15 protein-coding genes and 2 pseudogenes are annotated in these 17,790 nt (G+C 64.0%); 5 read left to right on the top strand and 12 right to left on the bottom strand.

What is annotated here, in order from left to right; all coding sequences use genetic code 11:
• Nucleotides 1–4 precede the first annotated feature (4 nt).
• The 4 genes from NKI72_RS08970 to NKI72_RS08955 form a co-directional block, all read right to left on the bottom strand.
• On the bottom strand, nt 5–1,150 hold the full coding sequence (locus NKI72_RS08970) for a nickel/cobalt transporter (RefSeq protein WP_352682650.1): 1,146 nt from the start codon (nt 1,148–1,150) through the stop codon (nt 5–7).
• Nucleotides 1,147–1,815 carry a DUF1007 family protein gene (locus tag NKI72_RS08965; protein WP_352469555.1) on the bottom strand — a complete coding sequence of 223 codons (669 nt, stop codon included), beginning with the start codon at nt 1,813–1,815 and terminating at the stop codon, nt 1,147–1,149. Before NKI72_RS08965 ends, NKI72_RS08970 begins: the two co-directional genes overlap by 4 nt.
• 86 nt (nt 1,816–1,901) lie before the next feature.
• Nucleotides 1,902–2,801 (bottom strand): LysR family transcriptional regulator, encoded by a 900-nt coding sequence (locus tag NKI72_RS08960; RefSeq protein ID WP_352469556.1) that lies wholly within the window; start codon nt 2,799–2,801, stop codon nt 1,902–1,904.
• Nucleotide 2,802: 1 nt separating this feature from the next.
• Complete coding sequence (locus NKI72_RS08955; RefSeq protein ID WP_352837046.1) at nt 2,803–4,002, bottom strand: amidase; 1,200 nt, start codon at nt 4,000–4,002, stop codon at nt 2,803–2,805.
• 563 nt (nt 4,003–4,565) lie between these two features.
• Here NKI72_RS08955 and odc2 point away from each other — a divergent pair.
• Both odc2 and NKI72_RS08945 read left to right on the top strand, forming a co-directional pair.
• A complete protein-coding gene (gene odc2 / locus NKI72_RS08950) occupies nt 4,566–5,699 on the top strand; it encodes an ornithine/lysine decarboxylase (protein ID WP_352612858.1) in 1,134 nt (377 codons plus the stop codon).
• 208 nt (nt 5,700–5,907) lie between these two features.
• Nucleotides 5,908–6,510, top strand: coding sequence for a GNAT family N-acetyltransferase (locus tag NKI72_RS08945; protein WP_352837053.1), 603 nt, complete (start codon nt 5,908–5,910; stop codon nt 6,508–6,510).
• A 60-nt stretch (nt 6,511–6,570) separates the two neighbouring features.
• Here the strand turns inward: NKI72_RS08945 and NKI72_RS08940 are convergent, their stop codons facing one another.
• Nucleotides 6,571–6,855, bottom strand: a complete 285-nt coding sequence (locus NKI72_RS08940) for an SCP2 sterol-binding domain-containing protein (protein ID WP_352448193.1) — start codon at nt 6,853–6,855, stop codon at nt 6,571–6,573.
• Nucleotides 6,856–7,034: 179 nt separating this feature from the next.
• Between NKI72_RS08940 and NKI72_RS08935 the strand changes: the two are divergent.
• Nucleotides 7,035–7,235 (top strand): annotated as a pseudogene (locus NKI72_RS08935) (chloride channel protein); the annotation flags it as partial.
• 57 nt (nt 7,236–7,292) lie between these two features.
• Here NKI72_RS08935 and NKI72_RS08930 read toward each other — a convergent pair.
• Nucleotides 7,293–8,303: a nucleoside recognition domain-containing protein gene (locus tag NKI72_RS08930; protein ID WP_352837043.1), complete on the bottom strand. Its 1,011-nt coding sequence runs from the start codon at nt 8,301–8,303 to the stop codon at nt 7,293–7,295.
• A 118-nt stretch (nt 8,304–8,421) separates the two neighbouring features.
• On the opposite strand from NKI72_RS08930, the gene NKI72_RS08925 reads away from it, so the two are divergent.
• Nucleotides 8,422–8,874, top strand: coding sequence for an Lrp/AsnC family transcriptional regulator (locus NKI72_RS08925; protein WP_352682548.1), 453 nt, complete (start codon nt 8,422–8,424; stop codon nt 8,872–8,874).
• Nucleotides 8,875–8,959: 85 nt separating this feature from the next.
• Here the strand turns inward: NKI72_RS08925 and NKI72_RS08920 are convergent, their stop codons facing one another.
• The 6 genes and pseudogenes from NKI72_RS08920 to NKI72_RS08895 form a co-directional block, all read right to left on the bottom strand.
• Nucleotides 8,960–9,205, bottom strand: coding sequence for a MoaD/ThiS family protein (locus NKI72_RS08920; RefSeq protein WP_023675441.1), 246 nt, complete (start codon nt 9,203–9,205; stop codon nt 8,960–8,962).
• Nucleotides 9,205–11,469, bottom strand: coding sequence for a xanthine dehydrogenase family protein molybdopterin-binding subunit (locus NKI72_RS08915; protein ID WP_352767312.1), 2,265 nt, complete (start codon nt 11,467–11,469; stop codon nt 9,205–9,207). Before NKI72_RS08915 ends, NKI72_RS08920 begins: the two co-directional genes overlap by 1 nt.
• Before the next feature lie 2 nt (nt 11,470–11,471).
• Nucleotides 11,472–11,948: a (2Fe-2S)-binding protein gene (locus NKI72_RS08910; RefSeq protein WP_352539334.1), complete on the bottom strand. Its 477-nt coding sequence runs from the start codon at nt 11,946–11,948 to the stop codon at nt 11,472–11,474.
• Entirely contained in the window at nt 11,948–12,808 is an 861-nt protein-coding gene (locus NKI72_RS08905; protein WP_352742808.1) for an FAD binding domain-containing protein, read from the bottom strand. Before NKI72_RS08905 ends, NKI72_RS08910 begins: the two co-directional genes overlap by 1 nt.
• A gap of 137 nt (nt 12,809–12,945) precedes the next feature.
• Complete coding sequence (locus tag NKI72_RS08900) at nt 12,946–14,589, bottom strand: MFS transporter (protein WP_352469562.1); 1,644 nt, start codon at nt 14,587–14,589, stop codon at nt 12,946–12,948.
• 237 nt (nt 14,590–14,826) lie between these two features.
• Nucleotides 14,827–15,857, bottom strand: a pseudogene (locus NKI72_RS08895) (histone deacetylase family protein).
• A gap of 141 nt (nt 15,858–15,998) precedes the next feature.
• On the opposite strand from NKI72_RS08895, the gene NKI72_RS08890 reads away from it, so the two are divergent.
• Entirely contained in the window at nt 15,999–17,666 is a 1,668-nt protein-coding gene (locus NKI72_RS08890) for an amidohydrolase (protein ID WP_352814309.1), read from the top strand.
• Nucleotides 17,667–17,790: the final 124 nt, after the last annotated feature.

The following is a 17,790-nucleotide window of genomic DNA, read 5'->3' as shown; positions in this document are numbered from 1 at the left end:
GAGGTCAGGCGCCAGTCAGGCTGGCCGAAAGCAGCAGCAGGCCGAACAGGAAGACGAAGGCGGCGCCGCCGATCTCGACGAAGGAATGGATGCGGTTGCCCATGCGGCCGTCGCCGGCGAAATACACCGCCCAGTTCTTCGCGGTCACCGCAAGAGTCGCCAGAGCCGAGACGGTGATTGCGGTGCCGAGGGCCATGGCCAGCACCGACAGGATGCCGCCGAACCATAGCCCGTTCAGCAGGGCGAAGCTCAGCACGATCAGCGCGCCGGAACAGGGGCGGATGCCGACGGCAGCGACAGCCGACCAGGCCGTGCGCCAATCGAAGCGATCACCGGAAAGCAGCGCCGGGTCGGGCGCATGCGAGTGCCCGCAGGTCTCGCAGACCTCGCCCGCCGCATGGCTGTGGTGATCGTGCGCAGCATGGGCGTGGTCGTGGGCGCCGTGGTCATGCGCATGATCGTGGTGGTCATGCGCATCAAGCGCGTGGGAATGTGCCGCATGGGCATGCGCGGAATGTGAATGGCCGGCATGTGAATGGCCGGCATGGGCAGCCGAGAGGCTGTAGCCCGGATTTGCGCCGAACACGCGAAGGATGGCCGGGCCGGCCTTGCGCCACAGCAGCCAGGCGCCGAACAGAGTGACGAAGACATAGCTCATGATTTCGAGGAACCATGCGGCGTCTGTCATCGAGACAGCAGTGCCGCGCAGCAAGAAATAGGCGACCAGCATCACCACGATCGCGGTCAGCGCCTGCAGCAGGGCCGAGACGAAGGACAGCATGATGCCGCGCCGGAGCGCCACTTCATTGGCCACCATGTAGGAAGAGATCACCGCCTTGCCGTGACCGGGGCCGGCGGCGTGGAAAATGCCATAGGCAAAGGACAGGCCGATGAGCAGCCACAACTTGCTGCCGTCCTGGCGCATCGCCTTCATCGCGCCGGCAAGCGCATGATAGAATTCCTGCTGGCGCAGATTGATCCACATCAGGATGTGGGCGAACGGGCCGGTGGCGGTTGGAGCCATGCCGTCATTGGTGCCGATGCCGAGTGAACTCTGGGCGTGGGCGGAGCCGAGAAAGTGCGTCATCACAAAGGCGACGGCCAGAAGACCGAATGCCAAACGCAGGGACGGTTTGGTCACTGGATCTATCCTTCCGGCTGACAGGTCAGTTCAAGTTTGGTGGCAAAGATCTTGCTCATGTCGGTGCCTGTCGGATCATTGAAGAAGGCCTCGGTCAGGGTCTTCTGGTTCTGGGCGATCGCCTCGTCCGGGTTCGGGCGGACAACCTTGCTGGTGCAGGTCGGCGGCAACCCATCGACCTGCAGATTGGCATCCTCGGTGAAATCGATCGCGGTGTAGAAGGTCGGGTCGTAGACGCCGATATCTATCTTGCCGCTCAGTTTGATCGGTACCTTCGGTTCAGATTCAAACAGGATGATCAACTGGTCATTGTCGAAATTGGCCATCAAATGCGGCGGCGGGGTCATTGCCACGTCCTTGCCGTCGACGGTGACGAGCTGGAAATAGTTGAATTCGGCAAGCGAGGCATGGACGGTGTCGGCGACATCCTTCAGCTCCTTGTCGTCGAGTTTCAGGTCGGAATTCTTGTCGAACTCCATCATCACCGTGCTCGAAAACAAATCGTCGAAGCGCCAGACATGGCGCAATGCCTTCACAGTTTGGTGATCCGGGCCGAGGACCACTTCGAGGCGGGCTTCGGCGAAGACGTGGGGATGCACCTCAGCCGGTCCGACGGCGGCAAACGTCGCGGTCAAGGCCGAAGCCAGCATGATTGCTTGCCGTTTCAGGTGCATTCTCGGTCGCGATTCAATCGACTTCGGTGAATTGCCGACAGTTACCAGAAAGCGGGCGAAAATGGGACCGCAACGCGGCTGAAAGCTCATGCGTTGTCCAGCGTCTTGAACCACTGCACCAGGAAGTCGACGAAAACGCGAACTTTTGCAGGCAGATAGCGCCGGTGCGGATAGACGGCAAAAATGCCGCCGCCGGGCAGAATGCGGTCATCCAGCGCAGTCAGCAGCTTGCCGCTTTCGATGTCGGGCGCGGCGATGAAATCCGGCAGGACGGAAAATCCCAATCCAGCCACGGCAGCGGCCCTTGCCGCCATCGGGCTGTTGACCTCGATCGGGCCGGAAACCGAAACGCTCACCGTATCGCCGCTGTCGCCTTTGAACGGCCAGTTGGTGAGCCAGCGCCCATTGGTGTCGATGATGCAAGGCACGCGGGCAAGGTCTTGCGGCCTGACCGGCATGCCGTGCCTGGCGATCAGTTCAGGAGACGCGCAAAGCCGTACCGAAAATGGCGCCAGGCGTCTGGCGATCAGTGAGGAATTTTCCAGCCGCGAAATGCGCACTGCCAGATCGAAACCCTCTTCGACCAGATCGACGAAGCGGTCGTCGAGATGAATGTCGAGCACGATGTCGGGATGCTGCTTGGCGAAGTCGATCAGCGATTGGCCGATCGGCGCGTCGGCAAAGGTGCGCGGCGCCGACAGCTTGATCCTGCCGCGCACGTCGCCGGAGGATTCGCGCACCGCATCGGCAAGGCTGTCGACCTCGCGCACGATCTCCGAGGCGCGCCGGTAATAGGTGTGGCCGGCCTCGGTCAGGGAAAACTGCCTGGTGGTGCGGTTGAGCAGCAGCGCGCCGAGCTCGTCCTCCAGCTCGCGCACATATTTCGACAATAGCGCCTTCGAGCGGCCGATCTTGCGCGCCGCCGCCGAAAATCCTTCGGCCTCGACCACGTCGATGAAGGCGCGCATGCGGGTCAGCGTATCCATGTCATGCGCCTCCTTGGTGGGCCGAAAGGATGCGGGCGGCCAGCGCAATCAGCTGCCGGTCGCTGTTCTTCGGACCGAGCAGCGAAAGGCCGAACGGCGCCCCGCCGGTCTTGCCGAGCGGCAGCGTGATTTGCGGAAAGCCGGACAGGCCGGAAAGGCAGAGCAGTCTCAGCGCCCGCTCGCGATAGGTCTGCAAATCGTCGAATGACGCGGCCTTGAGCGGCGCGGCACCAGGAGCGGTTGGAAGCACAAGAACGCCGTCGTCGCCAAGCAGGCCGGCCAGTTCGAGGCGAAACGAAACGCGACGTTCCGTTTCACATTGCGCGGTTGCCGCGTCGATTGTCGCGCCGTGCTCGAAACGCTCCTTGACACCGGGTCCCAGCATGCGGTCGCCGCCGGCGATCCAGGCGCCGTGACTTTGCCAGGCTTCATAGCCTTGCAGCTTGCGGAAGCACCAATAGAGATCGTCGGTCGAATGCGACAGCGGGCCGACGCTGCGCGGTGCGCCCAGCACCGAAGCGACACTGCGGAGCATGGCGCGATATTCGTCGGCCTCGTGCGGGCCGAGCACGAGGCCGTCCAGCGCAGCGAGAGTGACGGGGCGTCTCAGTTCATGGGAATGCGGATCGTCGCCGAGCAGCACCGTGCCGACCTTTTCGTAGATGACGATGTCGCTTGCGAACCAACCGAATGTGTCCAGCGAAGGCGCCAGCGGCATGGCGCCGTCGAGTGGGATACGGCCATGCGTCGTCCTGAGGCCGATCAGGCCGCAGAAGCTTGCCGGCGCTCGGATCGAGCCGCCGGTGTCCGATCCGGTTGCAATGTCGGCCAGCCCGCCGGCGACTGCCGCGGCAGAACCGGAGGACGAGCCGCCGGTGACGCGGTCGGGTGCTGCCGGGTTGATGGGCGACGGGAAATGCGCGTTCAGCCCCAGCAGGGAAAATGCGAGCTCGTCGGTCTGCGTCTTGCCGACGAAGCGGGCGCCCGAATCAAGCAGCGCCTGGACGGCCGGCGCGGTCGCCATGGCCGGTGAAGCGTCCCGGTATTTCTGCGGATTGCCGCAGCCGGTGCGGTAGCCGGCGACGTCGAAGATGTCCTTTACGGCAAGCCGCAAGCCGGCAAGCGGGCCGGATTGCGCATTGGTAACAGGGACTTGATCAAGATCGAGAAAAACGTTCAGCGGGCCGCGAGTGCCTGTCATGCGTTCGATATCCGGATGTGCTTGCCGCAGCATTGTTCCCCTGGTTGCCGCAGCATTGTTCGATGCCACAAATTTTACAACCTGCCATACGATTTTTATTGATTGTGAAATCTTTCGATCTTATATCGCGCTTGCCCAAAGTCGCACGTGCCTGTGGGTGTCCGCCGATCCTCGAATGGTGAGGGTAATCGGTAAGGTAACTGGAGCCAACCCCTCCAGTCGGTTTAGCGGCCAACCGCCAACCGAGGACACCTTGAAGCAACGACGGTGCGGGCCTTTCTGGTGTTCTGCCGGTCGTCCAAAGACCGGGGTTACTGAAGAGGCACACCTTCATTGCCGGCAGTGCGGACGGGTCTCCCATCCAAGCCAAGGCAGACAAAGCGAACCGAGGCCGGGCAAGGCCAAGGTTCACCGCCGCGAGACGGCGCTTCATGGTTCCGGGGTCTCCACCGGCTGGTTCCATGGATTTGACGTCCCGCCTTTGTCCACCGCGTGTTCGCGAGGTCGAGAGCCCGCGTCCGCAAGCCTTTGTGCGCGCCGCAAGGCGCTGATGGAGAGACCCGATGGCTACTCAGCGCATCCTTGACTTTCTCGCCACCCGACGTCCGAACGGCCCGTGCCTGGTCGTCGACCTCGATGTCGTGCGCGACAATTTCCGCGCCTTCGAGAAGGCGCTTCCCGATTCGAAAATCTACTATGCGGTGAAAGCAAATCCGGCGCCGGAAATCCTGCGCCTGCTTGCTGCGATGGGCTCGTCCTTCGACACCGCTTCCGTTGCCGAAGTCGAGATGGCGATGGACGCCGGTGCGCCGGCGGACCGCATCTCCTTCGGCAACACCATCAAGAAGGAGCGCGACATCCAGCGCGCCTACCAGCTCGGCATCAAGCTGTTTGCGGTGGACTGCGTCGAGGAGGTCGAGAAGATCGCTCGCGTCGCTCCCGGCGCCCGCGTGTTCTGCCGCGTCCTGACCGACGGCGAGGGCGCCGAATGGCCGCTGTCGCGCAAGTTCGGCTGTGTGCCGGCGATGGCGGTCGACGTGCTGCGCCATGCCAGGGCGCTCGGTCTCGATGCTTATGGCGTGTCGTTCCATGTCGGCTCGCAGCAGACCGACCTGACCGCCTGGGACCGCGCGCTGGCCGACGCCAAGAAGGTGTTCGCGACGCTGGCCGACGAAGGCATCGTGCTGAAGATGGTCAATATGGGCGGCGGCTTCCCGACCCGCTATCTCAGGGATGTGCCGGTGGCGCAGGCCTACGGCCAGGCGATCTTCTCGGCGCTCAGGAAGCATTTCGGCAACGCGATCCCCGAGACGATCATCGAGCCGGGCCGCGGCATGGTCGGCAATGCCGGCGTCATCAAGTCGGAAGTCGTGCTGATCTCGAAGAAAGCCGATAACGACAATGTGCGCTGGGTGTTCCTCGACATCGGCAAGTTCGGCGGTCTCGCCGAGACGATGGACGAGGCGATCCGCTACCCGATCGTCACCGCGCATGACGGCAGCGAGACCGCGCCTTGCGTGCTCGCCGGCCCGACCTGCGATTCGGCCGACGTGATGTACGAAAAGACGCCGTACCCGCTGCCCCTGTCGCTGACCATCGGCGACGAGGTGCTGATCGAGGGCACCGGCGCCTACACGACGACCTACGCCTCGGTCGCCTTCAACGGCTTCGAGCCTCTCCGATCCTACGTGATCTGAGGGCTCGCAAGAGTTGCTCAGATCATCCCCGGTGGGCGCCTGTCGCCCGCCCGGGCTCGCCTGTGGAACAATCCGCTTGTGCAGGATCGCGGAAATGAACATTGCAGATCTCATTGTTGAAGGCGTGGGAATCTCCCCCCTCGAGGGGGAGATGGCCGCGAAGCGGCCAGAGGGGGTCGGTTCGACTGGACTCGGCCTCCTGCCGCAGATGGAGGCCGGCGCTTCACGCGCGACAACCCCCTCTGTCGCCTTCGGCGACATCTCCCCCTCGAGGGCGGAGATTGCGGTCGTCGCCGAAACCGCCGCCGACGTCCCGGCGCGCGAGGCTTTGCTCGATCGCGCCATGGGGCCGAAGCGCCGGAAGAAGTCGTCGGAAAAGCTGCGGCGCGGCCGCCGGCCTTCGGAGGGCCTTGCCTTTGTCGCGCGCGATGCGTCGGGCACTGTTGCCGGCACGGTGCGGCTGTGGGACGTGGTGCTGGGCGAGGGCGGCACGGCAGCGCTGCTGCTCGGCCCGCTTGCGGTCGACCCGGCGCTGAAAAATGCCGGCATCGGCTCGGCGCTGATGCGCCATGCGGTCACCGAGGCCGAGCGGCTTGGCCATGTGGCGATCCTGCTGGTCGGCGACGCGCCCTATTACGAGCGCTTCGGGTTTTCGGCCGCAAAGACCGGCTCGCTGGCCATGCCGGGGCCTTACGAGCGGCACCGCCTGCTGGCGCGGGAACTGGTTGTCGGCGCGCTCGACGGCGCGCAAGGCACCCTGAAGGCGGCAGGGCGCAAGTTGAAGGCGCAGAGGCTGCCGCTCGCTGCGTGACGGATCAGAAACAAGCCGCCCATTGCACGGCGGCTTGTTTTCATCCCTGACCGGAGTGGATCAGCCGATCAGCTGGCTCAGCGCCATGGCGACGCTCATGTCGCCTTCGACCTTTATCTTGCCGGACATGAAGGCCATCGTCGGGTTGAGGTCGCCTGATATCAGCGAGTCCAGATCGTCGAGCGACAGCTTTATGGTGCAATCGGCCGGCGCATCGGTGGTCGAGACATCGGCGCCGTCGATGACGATAACGCCGTCGCTGCCGGTGTCGAATTTCACCGAGCGATCGAACCCGGCACTCGCCACGCGCGACCTGATGTTGTCGGCAATCTCCTGAACGCTCATGGCGGTTCTCCTCGTCTGCTTGCGTTTGTCGCTCGCCGCTTGCCTGGTTTTACAGCCACGGCCGCCGGCGCATATAGCTTCGGGTTGACGTTTACGTCAACGCAGTTCCCCGAGGTGAAGATGGGCTTTATCGCCGCAGCATCACGCGGGCATGGTTGCCGGTGCTGTCCTTCGCCAAATTCAGGGATGCGGTGCTGGTGCCGAGCATGAACGTGCAGTCGGCGGCAGAGACCTTCCAGCGCGCCGGCGCCGAGGAATTGGCGGCGGTCGAGGATTTCACCGACCGCAAGGTGGTCGGGCTGCTGACCGAAGGCCACCTGATGCGGCGCTATGCCGAAGAACTCGACAAGGCGCGGCGCGATCTGTCGGGCGAGGGGTAGCCGCGTCCTGTCCCGATAGCGATTCGACACACATGTCGGCTGCTGCGTAAGGAGGGCTCACGTCAACGGCCCGCTAATCGCCGGCTCCGAAATCCGATTGCGCGGACTGTCTTCTTCCTTGTGGAAGAGTGTCTTGAAGAAAAGAGCGTCGGGAACCGCCTTGATTACTTTTGCGATCACGGCGGTCGCGAGCACGGCAAACGCTAGGCGACCGAGAAGCACGCTCGTAACATCAGCGCCAAGTGTGACAACGACCAACGTATCCTCAATGAGGCTATGGGCAAAACCCATGAACACGCAGGCAAGGAATATCTGACGCGGCTCCGCGCTAGGCGTGCGCGCCTCGCGGATCAGCAGTCCTGCGCCATAGGAAATCCCGAGAAACAGGCCGACAGCGGCGAAAGGTACCGTCTGCTTTTCGATGCCGGCGAGCCGAAAGAGCGGTGCAAGCCCTCTGTTCATCCACTCCAAAATGCCCGACATCTTGAGAAGCTCGATCACCCAGCTCAGCGCAAGCAGAACAACGAGCATGATGCCCAGGGTTTTGAGCGTACCCAGGAGAAAGCCGCCCCAGTCGGTGCTTTCATTTGTCGGCATCCACGCCGGCTTCACCGGTCCTGACAGCCATCCGGTCACGGCGAATATCTGATGCAGAAGGACAGCAAAGACCAAACCCCCGCCAATACGAAGCGCCGCGGTGACCAGGAAGCTCGGCCCGGCCCTCTTAATGATCCGTTGCTCGATCGGAATAGCATGTGCAAACAGCAAGAGAGCCGAAAGAACCGTCATGTCGGCAGTGCTGAGCGCCGAAACCGGAACCAAGGTGAATACGATCACAAGCGCGCCCCAGATCCCGACCAGCAATCCCGTCAGCCAGGCAAAGGCGAGTTCAGGTGGCAACCCCACCTGCAACATGAGCGGGGAGAAGAACGGAGAAATCGCCTGGATGACGCCAAGGTCCTGCAGCAGCCGCGTGGCAATCGCAACCGGAACGATCACGCGAACCAGTTCCCAATAGATTTCAAGCGTCTCCAATGTCTTGCGATAGAAGGCGGCGCAAATTGCCATCATGCTGCTCCATCATCCCTGGAGCCATCTGAGTAGCGTGAGACGCTTCGCATTTGTGGTCAAAGTTTGCGATTCCGTGCAATAAAATTGCAACGCACCGACGCTGAGCGCGACCGACATGGACAAGATCGACAGAAGGCTTCTCAACCTGCTCCAGGATGATGCCTCACGAACTAACGCCAAACTGGCGGGGTTAATCGGGCTTTCCCCTTCGAGCTGCCTGCGCCGCATACGACGACTGAAGAAAAGCGGTGTCATCAGCCGCGTCGTCGCGCTTCTCGCACCGGCAAAGGCTGGCCGGGGCTTGAAGGCGATCGTCACCGTCGAACTGGAGCGTCATGGTGAGCAGTATATGCGGGACTTTCTCGAGTTGGCCGCCCAGGAACCGGCCGTCACTCAGGCCCACAGTGTAAGCGGCGAAACCGACGCCGTCCTCATGCTCCGCCTGACGGATATGGAAGAGTTCGATGCGCTGTGCGAGCGACTGTTCCGAGACCGAAGCAACGTCGCGCGGTACCACACGATGTTCGTGATCCGAACGGCCAAAGAAGTGACCGCAATTCCACTGTAGATGTTAGGTTGCGATAGACTTGCTAGGCCGCGAATTCATAAACGAGCATTGGCCGCACGGAGCGCGGCTTGAGCTCGAGCCCAAATCATCCCCCGGCAAGGCGCGGCAGCAGGAAAATCTCCGCCCCTTCCGGCAGTTCTTTCGACCAGGTGTCGCGGTAGATCGTCCCGTCGATGGCGACGGCGATGCCGCGATCGATGTAGGGCTCGAGGCCGGGATACTGCTCAGCCAGTTTCCTGAACAGCTCCCGAATATCCTTCGCCTCGATTTCGACCTTGCTCTTGCCTCCGGCGATCGCGCCGAGCGACCCCCAGAGCGTTACTTCGACCATCAGCCTCCCCGTTCCGCCTCGATCGCCGCCAGGATGCGCGGCGGCGACATCGGGATATGGGTCATGCGCACGCCCGCGGCGTTCGACACCGCATTGGCGATCGCCGCCAGCGGCGGCACGATCGAGGTCTCGCCGACGCCGCGCACCCCGTAGGGATGGTTGGGATTGGGGATCTCGAGGATCTGCGTGTCGATCATCGGCAGGTCCGAGCAGACCGGGATCCGGTAGTCGAGGAAGCCAGGGTTCTGCAGCCGCCCGTCCTTGCCGTAGATATACTCCTCGTTGAGCGCCCAGCCGATGCCTTGTGCGGCACCGCCCTGGTATTGCCCCTCGACATAGGTCGGATGCACCGCCTTGCCGGCGTCCTGAACGACGGTATAGCGCAGCACCCTGGTGGAGCCGGTCTCGGGATCGACCTCGATATCGCAGATATGGGTGGCGAAGGAGACGCCGGCGCCGTCGGCGACGAGTTCACTGTGGCCTGCGATCGGTCCCCCCGTCTTCCCTGACGCGGCTGCGATCTCCTTCAGCGACAATGCTGCAAGGTTGCCGTATTTCTCGCCCTTGGCAATCGCGTGACCTTTTTCCCAGACCACATCGTCGACGGGAATGTCCCACATCTGTGCGGCGCGTTCCCGCAACACCTTGATGGCGTTGCGGGCGGCCGAGATCGTCGCCATGGAGGAGGAGAAGGTGCCGCGGCTGCCGTCCGTCATGTCGTTGTAGCCGAGGCTGGAGGTATCGGCGACCACCGCCTTGACCTGCTCATAGGGGATGCCGAGCTCCTCCGCCGCGACCAGCGAAAGCGACGCGCGGGAACCACCCACATCGACCGTGCCGACGGCAAGCGAGACCGAGCCGTCCATGCCGATGTTGAGGTCGGTGCAGGTCTGGCCACCGAAATTGAACCAGAAGCCGCAGGCCATTCCGCGGCCCTGGTTCTTGCCGAGCGGCGCCTTCATGTGCGGATGGTTCTTCACCGCCTCCAGCGTCGGCCCGATGCCGATCGGGCCGTATACCGGTCCATAGGACGATCTGGTGCCTTCCTGCGCCGCGTTCCTGATCCGGAACTCGACCGGGTCCATGCCGATCTCCTTGGCCAGCTCGTCGACCGCACTTTCCACTGCAAACGCCGCCATCGGAGCCGACGGCGCGCGATAGGCCGCGGTCTTGGGCCGGTTGACCAGCACTTCGTAGCCGACCGTCCTGACGTTCTCGAGCTTGTAGCAGGCAAAGGCCGTCATGGCGCCGATCTCGGCCCACGTACCGGCATAGGGGCCGCAGCTATAGCGCAGCGTCGCCTCGGCCGCCGTGATCGTGCCGTCCTTGCGGGCGCCGATCCGAACGTCGATCGAGGTGGCGCTGGTCGGGCCGGAGGCGCGGAACACCTCGTCGCGCGTCATGACCAGCTTGACCGGCCGCCCGGCCTTGCGTGACAGCGCCAGTGCCACCGGCTCGGCCCAGACATGGGTCTTGCCGCCGAAACCGCCGCCGATCTCCGAGGAGGTGACGCGCAGCTTCGAGGCTTCCATGCCAAGCAGTTGGGCGCAATGTTGGCGGTAGACAAAATGGCCTTGCGTACAGACCCACAGGTCGGCGGTGCCGTCGGAGCTGACATTGGCCACGCAGGCATGCGGCTCGATATAACCCTGGTGCGTCTGCTCGGTCTTGAAGGAGCGCTCGACGACGAAGTCGGCCTGGCCGAAACCTACGTGGATGTCGCCATGGCCGTACTGGGTGCGCTTGGTGACATTGGAAGGCTTGACGGGCTTTTGCTCGAGGCCCTCGGTGAAGATGGCGTCGTTGACCAGAGGTGCGGAGTGCTTCATCGCCTCGTCGACGTCGGTGACATGCGGCAGCACCTCGTAGTCGACCTCGATCAGCTTCAGTGCCTGCCTCGCCGTGCGGGCATCGACCGCAGCCACCGCGGCCACGGCATGGCCGTCATAGAGCGCTTTCTTGCGCGCCATGCAGTTGTCGAGGATGTCGTACATGGCGGCATCGCCGTCGGTGAGGTCGGGCAGGTCGGCCGCGGTGATCACGGCCTTGACGCCGGCGAGCTTCTCCGCCTTCGACGTGTCGATCTTCCTGATCGTGGCATGCGCATGGGGGCTTCTGAGAACGCGCCCGACCAGTTGCCCGGCCATGTTGAAGTCGGCGCCATAGCGTGCGCGGCCCGTCACCTTGTCGACGCCGTCGGGACGGATGGGACGCGTGCCGACAGAGGTGAAATTGCGTCCGGAGTAACGCGGATCGAAATTCATCGTCATGCTCCCTTCATCACGCTGGCCGCGTCCTGAACGGCACGCACGATCTTGTCATAGCCGGTGCAGCGGCAGAGGTTCCCGGCGAGGCCGAAGCGGATCTCCTCCTCGGTCGGATCGGGGTTCTTGGCCAAAAGGTCCTTCGCCGCTATCAAAAAGCCCGGCGTGCAGACGCCGCATTGAAGTGCGGCGTGCTCCAGGAATTTCTGCTGCAGCGGATGCAGCCTGTCGCCGTGCGCCATGCCCTCGATGGTCTCGACGTGCCGGCCCTCGGCCTCCGCGCCGAGCACCAGGCACGAGCACACCAGCCGATCGTCGAGGATGATGCTGCAGGCCCCGCAGTCGCCGGTGCCGCAGCCTTCCTTGGCGCCCGTCAGCCCCAGGCGGTCGCGCAGGACATCAAGCAGCGTCTCGTCCGGCTGGCAAAGGAACTCGACATTGTCGCCGTTGATTGTCGTTGATACTGCCACACCAGCCATCATTTGCCTCCTGCGCGTGCATAGGCGGTCGTGGCGGCCCGCTTGGCCAGCACACCCGCGACTTTCCGTCTGAATTCGATGGTGCCGCGCTTGTCGTCGATCGGCCGGCAGGCGCCCGAGCAGACCTTGGCGAGCCTCTCCAGCGTGGCTTCGTCCAGCTTGGAGCCGATGAGAACCTCGGCGGCCTCCTCGACCAGAATCACCGTCGGCGCCACGGCGCCCAACGCCAGACGGGCGGATTTGACGCGACCTTGCTCATCGAGCGTCAAGTTCACGCCGGCGCTTACCACCGCTATGTCCATCTCCGTGCGCGGAATGAAACGCAGATAGGCATCGCCCGAACGCGGCAGACGGCTGTCGAGCAGGATTGCCTCGATGATCTCGCCCTTGGCCAGCGACGTCTTGCCCGGCCCAGTCGGCACCGCTTGCACGGCAATCGTGCGCCTGGTTCCCGGGCCGACGACCACAGCCTTGGCGCCAGCGGCGACCAGCGCCGGCACGCTGTCGGCGGCCGGCGAGGCGTTGCACAGATTGCCGACGATGGTGCAGCGTCCCTGCACCTGCTTCGAGCCGATCAGCTTGGCCGCTTCGACGACGCCAGGCCATGCCTTCTGCAGGGCCGTGTTCTCGCCCAGCAATGCGCAGGAGACCGCCGCGCCGATGCTGAAGCCCTCGGCTGTTTCCCTGATCTCGCCAAGCCCGTCGATCGCCTTGATATCGACGATCAGGTCGGGTTCGATAAACCCGCCTTTCATTCGCACCAAGAGGTCGCTGCCTCCGGCGAGGATGGCGGCCGTGCCGGCTGATCCGGCCAACTGGCCAACGGCATCTTCCATTGAAAGCGGACGTATGTAGCGCATCGTCTCCCCTTAGTGGTCATAGTCACACCAACTGATATAACCGTCTCTCCACAATGGCCATCCTGTTCGTGCACTCGCGGATTGGGCCAGGCGCCGCAATCTCATTTTGCTCGTCCAACTGGACGCACCGCCAGCCACTAATGCTCGATCGGTCCCTTCGGCATCACCAGCGCGGTGCCGGCTGTCGTCGGGCGCTCGATCATGCGGCGGACGCGCGGTGGCTCGTTGCCGCTGTGCAGCGCCCTTATGCGCTCGCCGATGACGGCGTCGGCGTAGGTGGCGCGCCGATTGTGGCGGATATATTCGACCCAGGTCGGCGTGTGGTAGTGCTCGATCCATATCGAGGGATTTTCGAGATCGCGCGCCAAGGTCCAGTTGCGGGCGCCATCACGGCGGCGGATGCGGCCGCGCTCGGCCATGGTGGCGAGGAATTCCGGTACGTCCTCGTTGCGGATGACATATTCGATCATGATGGCGATGGGACCGCTGCGCGGCTTGAGATCAAGCGCCAGATGCGGCTCCTGAAAACGGTTGAGCGGATCGAGGTTGAGCACGGCCTGCTGCGGCAGCGGCAGCAGCAGGCCGATGGCGCCTCCCGCCAGCATGGCGACGCTGGCCGCCATCAGGGCGACTTCGGCGCCATGCGCGTCGGCAACGACACCCCAGACCCAGCTGCCGAGCGCGATGCCGCCGAAGGTCGCGGTCTGGTAGACCGAAAGCACGCGGCCGACCACCCAGCGCGGCGTCGACATCTGCACGGTGACGTTGAAATGCGACAGCGCCGTCACCCAGCAGGCGCCGCCGAGCAGCAGGCCGAGCGACGTCTGCCAGGCATGATCGCTGACGGCGGCGTTGAAGGCGCAGACGGCGAAGCCGGCGAATGCCATGCGTACCATGGTCTCGCTGGACAGCAGCTGCCGCAGCCTGACGCTGGTCAGCGCGCCGCCGACGGCGCCGATGCCGAAAGCCCCTAACATGATGCCGTAGCTCAGCGCATCGCCCTTGACGACGTCACGCGCGACCAGCGGAAGCAGTGCCAGGACCGCGCCGGCGCTGAAGCCGAAAGCCGAGCTCCTGACCAGCACCTTGCCGATATTGGGCGACATGGCGACATAGCGCAGGCCGGCACCCATGGCGGCGCCCAGCGTCTCGCGCGGCAAGGTCGATGCCGGCAGTTCCGGCTTCCAGCGGGCCAGCACGACGATGAGGCCGACATAGCTCAGCGTGTTGACGGCGAAGGCCGCGGCAGCGCCTGCCGCGGCAACGATGATGCCGCCGATCGCCGGGCCGACGCTGCGCGTCAGGTTGAAGCCCATCGAGTTGAGCGCGATCGCCGCCGGCACCTTGGTGCGAGGCACCATGTCGCCGACCGAAGCCTGCCAGGACGGACTGTTGAGCGCGGTGCCGCTGTCGATCAGGAAGGTGAAGGCGAGCAGCGTCCACGGCGTCATCAGGTCGAGATAGGTGAAGACGGTCAGGAGAGCCGAGACGACGAGCATGAAGATCTGGGCGATCAGCATGACTTTGCGCCGGTTGAAGCTGTCGGCGATGGCGCCGGCCAGCAGCGCGAAGAGCATGATCGGCAAGGTGGTCGAGGCCTGGACCAATGCCACCTGGTAGGACGAGGTGGCGATCGTCGTCATCATCCAGGCGGCGCCAACGCCCTGGATGAGGCCACCGAAGTTGGAGACGAGGCTGGCGGACCACACCGCCCGGAAGATGCCGTGCCGGAACGGCGCCAGCGCCGAGGCGCTTTCGCTTTCCGGTGTGTCGTCGTTCATAAATGCTTTCCCGGGCTCAAATGCGTTTGTTCTTCCGATCAATAGGCCCCGCAAGCCGTGGGTTCAAAAAATAGAACATCATTTCGCAAAGGGCGAACGCATTCTGGAAAAACATCATGGTCCAACAACAGGATAGCGGGCGGGTCAGCGCGTGCCGCCGCAGGCTGAACGATCGGTCAGGCAGGCGGTACCGCTTGCCGAGCGCTGCCATCTGATTGGCAGGCACCGGCGGCACTTCTAGCGGTCCTCGAAGCCGGTCAGCACGCCGACGGCGTTGATGCCGATCTCCTCGACGGCGTAGCCGCCTTCCATGACGAACAGCGTCGGCAGGCCGAGCCTGGCGATGCGGCGGCCGATCCTGGGATAGTCGGGGGTCTTCAGCTTGAACTGGCTGATCGGGTCCTTCTCGAAGGTGTCGACACCGAGTGAAACCACGACAACATCAGGAGCATAAGCCGAAAGCCTCGTGCAAGCGTCCTCGAGTGAGGCGTTCCACACCTCCCAGCCGGTGCCGAAGGGCATCGGGTAATTGTCGTTGAAGCCTTCGCCGTCGCCCTCGCCGCGCTCGTCGGCATGGCCGAGGAAGAAGGGATATTCGGTCATCGGATCGCCATGCAGGTTCAGCACCTGAACGTCACCGCGGCGATAGAATATCTCCTGGGTGCCGTTGCCGTGGTGATAATCGACGTCGAGGATCGAAACGCGCCCGGCGCCATGGTCGCGGAACCATTGCGCGGCGACGGCGGCGTTGTTGATGAAGCAATAGCCGCCCATGAAGGCCGCCCCCGCATGGTGCCCTGGCGGGCGGCACAGCGCGAAGGCGGAAGGCTCACCGGCCTTGACCAGCGCGGCGGCGGTCAACGCGACGTCATAGGACGACTTGATCGCATCCCATGTGCCTTTGACGAACGTCGCGCCACCGTCGAAGGAGTAGAAGCCGAGCAGCGCATCGATGCCTTTCGGGCGCACGTCGCCGCGCAGGCCGCGCGTCGGCCAGGTGAAGGGAATGGCCGAACCGCTGCGGCCCGATGCTTCCCAGAGCGGCCACACGGTCGGCGGAAATCGATGTAGTCGCTGGCATGCACCTTCCTGGCGGCGGCGAGGTCGTGGCTTTCCGGCGGCAGGATCGGACCGAGCTTCTCGCTCTCCACCCGCGCCCTGATGAACTCGGCGCGCGACGGCTTTTCAAAGGCCGGCACGATGGCGCCGGCGATCAATTCGACATTGCCGGAATGGCCGGCATGGAAAGGCGAAAAAACAGTCTTCATGAAATTGTTCCGTGGTGAGACGCGGCGACCCTAACCGTCCTGCACTGCCTTTCACAAGGCGCTGGGCCAACCAGCCATGGCTTGCTGGCCCGGCAGCCGGTCGTCTAGCCTGCCGGCAGCGCAACCGACCTGCGGGTAATCATGAGTTCAAATGCCGACCTGATCGTCACCAATGCCCGTGTGCTGACCATGGACGAAGGCAATCCGACAGCCGAAGCGGTGGCGATAAAGGACGGCAACATCCTGGCGGTTGGCGATCGCCGGACGATCGAGGCGCTGAAAGGGCCGGCCACGAAGATCATCGATGCGCAAGGCGGTTCGGTGGTGCCGGGCTTCATCGAAGCACATATGCACCTTTTCGGCGGCGCCGCCGAACTGGACAATCTGCACCTTCAGGGCGTGCATGGCTTCGATGCGCTGAGCGACGCGATCCGCGCCTACGCTGCGGCACGGCCGAACGCCAAATTGCTGCTTGGGGCCGGCGTCGACTATACCATCCTTTCCAAGGAAGAGCCGGTCACCCGCCATCATCTCGACCGCATCATCGCCGACCGGCCGTTCGCCATGTCGGCTTCCGATCACCACACGATGTGGGCCAACACCAAGGCGCTGAAGCTGGCCGGCATCCTGCACGGCAAGCAACTCGGCCCCGGCAACGAGATCGTCATGGGCGCCGACGGCCTCGCGGCCGGCGAATTGCGTGAGGGCGAGGCGTTTGGGCCGATCCTCGAGCTTTCCGGGCAGAACCGCGTGCGGCTCGGCCTTGCGACAGGCGGCGAGCCCGAACCGTACCCCTCCGCAGCCGAAGTCGCGGCCGATCGCGACCTGATGCATCGCGGTCTGGAATGGTGCGCCCGCCACGGCATCACCTCGATCCAGAACATGGACGGCAATCTCTACCAGCTCGAACTGCTTGCCGGTTTGGAGCAGGAAGGGCGGCTGCTCTGCCGCACCAAGATACCTTTTCATTTCAAGAACTTCATGACGCTCGACAAGCTGGAAAAGGCATCGAGCATGGCCAACTCCTATCGATCGGAATGGCTGTCGTCCGGCATGGTCAAGATGTTTTACGACGGCGTGCTGGAAGGCTGGACCGCGGTCATGGTCGACGACTATGCCGACCGGCCGGGCTGGCGCGGTGAGCCGCTGTTCACGCCAGAGCATTTCGCCGAGGTGGCAGTGGAGGCCGACCGGCGCGGCCTGCAGATCGCCGTGCATTCGATAGGCGACGGCGCTGTGCGCGCGGTCCTCGACGGTTACGAGGCGGCGCGGCGGAAGAACGGCAGGCGCGACAGCCGGCACCGGGTCGAGCACATCGAGGTCACCACTGCCGCCGACGTGCCGCGCTTTGCCGAACTCGGCGTCGTCGCCTCGATGCAGCCGCCGCACCCGCCCGGCGCCATGGACTTCCCGCTGGAGCCGACGCTCTCGCGCATTGGCCGCGAAAGATGGCCGCTCAGCTATGCCTGGCGGACGCTGAAGCAGGCGGGCGCGCATGTCGTTTTCGCTTCCGACTGGCCGGTGTCGCGGGTCGACCCGATCCTGGGCATTCAGGCGGCGGTGCTGCGCAAACCTTGGGCAGAGGGCGATCCCGACCAGAGCTTCTCGCTGCTGGAAGCGCTTGCGGGCTATACGGTCGAAGGGGCCTATGCCGAATTCATGGAACACCGTAAGGGCCGGCTGAAACCAGGCTATCTGGCCGATCTGGTGGTGCTGTCGGCCGATATCGAGGCAACTGAACCGGCTTCCTTGCACAAGGTGCGTTCGGTCAGCACCATCTGCGGCGGCAAGATCACTTACCGGGGTTGATGATGGCGCTGACTATGGCATGGGGCTTGCGTTCTGAACCGAGATCCAGATGCATGGTTGCCAAGCCGACCGGCATATGCTGACAATCGAATGGGAACTGGATCCGCCATCAAGAGCGGACATG

The sequence above is a fragment of the Mesorhizobium sp. M0437 genome, from assembly GCF_040321335.1.
GTDB lineage: Bacteria > Pseudomonadota > Alphaproteobacteria > Rhizobiales > Rhizobiaceae > Mesorhizobium.
The sequence above is the reverse complement of the archived record's forward strand: the minus strand, read 5'-3'. Positions and strand labels throughout refer to the sequence as shown.